This window comes from Asticcacaulis sp., assembly GCF_035497195.1.
GTDB lineage: Bacteria > Pseudomonadota > Alphaproteobacteria > Caulobacterales > Caulobacteraceae > Asticcacaulis.
In genome coordinates, this window is sequence record NZ_DATJDZ010000028.1 from 1 (window position 1) to 3,781 (window position 3,781).

The 3,781-nt window shown below is 52.4% G+C and carries 3 protein-coding genes and 1 pseudogene; 2 read left to right on the forward strand and 2 right to left on the reverse strand.

The annotated features are described in order from the left end of the window. Both VL130_RS17400 and VL130_RS17405 read left to right on the forward strand, forming a co-directional pair. Positions 1-186 (forward strand): hypothetical protein (locus VL130_RS17400; RefSeq protein WP_325364890.1); only part of this gene is annotated, 186 nt, incomplete at its 5' end. A gap of 983 nt (positions 187-1,169) precedes the next feature. Next, on the forward strand, positions 1,170-1,550 hold the full coding sequence (locus VL130_RS17405) for a hypothetical protein (protein ID WP_325364892.1): 381 nt from the start codon (positions 1,170-1,172) through the stop codon (positions 1,548-1,550). Between the two features lie 261 nt (positions 1,551-1,811). On the opposite strand, the pseudogene VL130_RS19580 reads toward VL130_RS17405, so the two are convergent. Both VL130_RS19580 and VL130_RS17410 read right to left on the reverse strand, forming a co-directional pair. Next, positions 1,812-2,174 (reverse strand): annotated as a pseudogene (locus VL130_RS19580) (DUF6615 family protein); the annotation flags it as partial. A gap of 420 nt (positions 2,175-2,594) precedes the next feature. Further along, positions 2,595-3,371, reverse strand: coding sequence for an IclR family transcriptional regulator (locus tag VL130_RS17410; protein ID WP_325364894.1), 777 nt, complete (start codon positions 3,369-3,371; stop codon positions 2,595-2,597). Positions 3,372-3,781 lie beyond the last annotated feature (410 nt).

The window sequence follows — 3,781 nt, forward strand, 5'->3', positions numbered from 1 at the left end:
TACGATGCCTATGGCCAACTCGACATGCAGGCCAGCTACAAGGTCACCCCCCATCTGACCGCTTTCATCGAAGGGCTCAACCTGACCGATGAAAAGACCCGCTCCTATGCCGCCTATGAAGAACGCCTGCTCACGCTCGAAGAACCAGGCAAACGCATAACAGCTGGCGTCAGAGCTAGCTTCTAACACCTTACCGGATCTGCGCTTCTTTCCTCCCTGTGCGCGGACCGGTTTTACCGGCGGATGTCCCTTCCCTGTGACATCCGCCGGCTTTTTGTTGCTGGGGTGCCGATGTCAAACTATTGGTAGGGATTGTTCTTTTCGATGCCCTGATCACCTTCGGAATAGAGGCGATCTCGTTCCGGACACTGGTGCATTGCGCGGTGAAGCGCTCCCGATTTTGCAAAGAGCTTCAAGTAAACAAGACGCGATCAATACGATCATCGCAACATTAGCGACCCAAGGCGGTGATTTGGCTGATAGGCTATTCCGCTTGCTAAACCGACGGCGGTTCAGCCCGTCATCACCCACTCAAGACCGATAACGGTTCAGATTTCCCTCTTAAACAAACTGCATCATATCCTGTCGGTTGATCTGATCAGAGACCTCTTACAAGAACTACCGTTGTGACTGAGTGATATTAAGCCGGGTTGGAAGCTGCCTACACTCGACAATACGCGCTAGAACCGTGACCTCGTCAAATTGCTGGAGTAGCGCCACATTATCTCTTCATCGAAACTGGCCTTTTTTGATGAGATCCGGATCTACAATTTCAAACCTAATTCGACGTGAGGGCGAACTTTGAATTCAGGGGGCGGAGGATGTAGCGCTCCTCGCCTCCTGAAATAGGAAAATCATCTCAGCCAGTTGGCGATAACGGTCGACGTCGCCCCGAAAAAATAATCCAGCAGTGCGGAGTAGGGAGCGCCGTGTCACCTATGTCTGGTTTCGGGCCGTCCACGCAACCAACTGCAGAATGTCTGGAATGGGGCGCTTAGCGGGCCTGGGGGGCGTCGTCAATTGCCATAACTGGACGTGTGGCGCACCTCTGCGACCAAGGTCCACGAAAAGCACCGTCAAGCGGGGTTGAGGGCAGTTTCAGCTTTACACGTAGTCAGCGATCATGACCTCTGAAAGCGGCGATCAGCCGCGCTGCGCGAGCGACGGTCGTGACCCCAACCAAATTTCTCATTGGCCAGATACTGATCGTGCTGTTGGTTGTGGTTGTTGGCGTTTGGGCCGGGACACAGTGTGCAGCATTGCAACTGGGGTTTCAGGCGGGGTTGGGCGAGCCGTGGTTTCTGTTCTTCGGGGTGCCGGTCTATCGCCCGTGGCAACTGTTCGTCTGGTGGTATTTCTTTGATGCCTATGCGCCAGAGGTGTTTTTCCGGTCAGGTGTCGTGGCGGCATGCAGCGGTTTTTTGGGATGTTTGGCAGCCATCTTTGGTTCGTTGTGGCGTGCGCGTCAAAGCCACCATGTCACCACCTACGGTTCGGCACGTTGGGCCAAATTGATCGAGATCGTCCGCATCTGGATCACCAGGAGGTAGACCTGGCATTTTGGAAAACGTTCCTAGGGCAAAATTTCCCGCAATTCTCCCAGGCGAGCCAGAAGGCCCGGGTGTGCCCTGCGCGTGAGAACATATCAAACAGTGCAGTGGAATAGAATGAGCTTTATGGGTCTCGAACGTAACATCATTTAGCGCCTTCCTTACATTCTCAGCTGGTGCGATTGACACTCCCCACGTTTCCGAGATTGGTCCTGATCGCGTGATGTCCAACGAATGGCAATTGGACGGCACTCGGTTCAAATCATTTAAGTGATTATAAAACGCATAAAATGCAGGGAAGCCGAAGCCATTGGCCGTATCAATAAGTCTGTCGATCTGTCGAACGGAAGAAGTTCCGATCTTGCGTGGAATTTCACCATAGTCTCGATCAAGTGCATCCAGTACTTTCGCTTGGACCATCATCGGGTAGTTGTAGGCCCCATCAGCACTTTCGAAAGCCCACGCCCAATCCGCGCCAGTCTTCCCCTCGATCGGCTTAGAAAACGGAACGATCGTCACTTTGCCGGGATATGTTAGAGCTAGGTCCAGCAACAGGTTCTCAGTTATCCGTGGCACGATCACAGGTTTGATCAATGTGTGAGCAAGACACCGCTTACGGAGCACCGCAAGTACCTTACTGAAACAGTCCGGACAATGGAGGCCAGATGCTATCGAGGCGGCGCTTGCTCACCAGGATAAAAACAAGGTCAGGCGAGCGTACAATCGGGGGGCATATTGGGAGGAGCGTGTGAAAATGGCGCAATGGTGGTCGGACTATTTGGATGAGCTGAGAGATAGTTCCCAGACTAAAAGTCAACGATCAGCCTAAATATCAAAGACGGTCGAAGTCCATCGCAATAGGCGGACCATTCCTCCTAAAGCCGCTGCTAAATGGTGCCGTCAAGTGATACGGGCATAGCGCTGATGCTAGGTGTTTAGTCCGGGTGCTTGATGGGCTACAGCGCATTTGAAGGTATTTGGCTCAGATTTCCACTTTTTGATGACAAATTCGTATGGTGTGAGGCCCTTAAGTAGCCTTATAGATTACCGGGCGCCGCTCAATTCGTCGGAAATTCGCGAGGCAATCTCCTGAAGGCAAATGCGTGCTTCTTTGCTATCCACAGTTTGTGTGCCGTCAACAAGTTGCAAGAACGGAATGGTAAGGGCGGCGAATGCGTGGCCCTGGCCGTCAAATACCGGATAACTTAAATCTGTGACGCCCAGAGTCCGTGTGCTTTTCATCATCTCATAGCCGCGTGCGCGAACACGTTGCAGCGTTGCGCTCAAGGGGCCGCTCTGCGCGGCGACTGTAAGGCTCGGGTCCAGGTCAAGGGCATTGAAGGCCAGGAGCACGTGGCCGGAACAACTGTCCTCAAGGGCGATTCCCGCACCGATACGAACAGCGAAAACGGTCGGCCCTGGCGCTTGCTGCCGAAAAACGACCAGGCCGCTATTCCCGTTGCCAATGACCAGATGGCATGACTGTTCAACCCTTTGGACAAGCTCGCGCATAAGCGGGGCGGCGGCTTGAATCAATTCTTCGGCTGGCGTGGATTTAAAAGCGAGGTCGAGGACTTTCGTGGCGACTCTCAGGCGGTCCCCCGCCTTCCGTTTCAGCCAGCCCCGCCGTTCCATCACCATGATGATCCGAAAAATCTCGCTCATCGAAAGTCCGAGGCCGGCTGCAATTTCCGAAATGGTCAGGCCCTGAGGATTCTCCGCCAGGAGTTCAATAACATTGAAGCCCTTTTCCAGAGCCGGCGCAGAATAGGTATGAGCCTTAGTTAAGGTCTCAGGCGAGTCTTTTGTCTTTATGATCATCTCAATGTCATACATTTAAAAGGTAAAGCGATCAACTCTCCCGCCCAGGCTTAAACCGAACAGGGGGCAGAGTTGCAGATTGGCCATGCCCGCAAGAACTGGCAATAAGGTGGCGTCCCCATTCATTTTTTTATGTGGAAATAAATTTTATATTTGATCGTGAGCTGCATTTATATTACTGTACGATAATAGCTCGACGTGAGACGTTAATGGCTGCGGATTTTTGATGAGCTGACTGCCTGGGGTGCAAATTTTCTCCCTGATTATAACGCGCCTATCCTCCACTATCCACTATCCACTATCCACTATCCACTATCCACTATCCACTATCCACTATCCACTATCCACTATCCACTATCCACTATCCACTATCCACTATCCACTATCCACTATCCACTATCCACTATCCA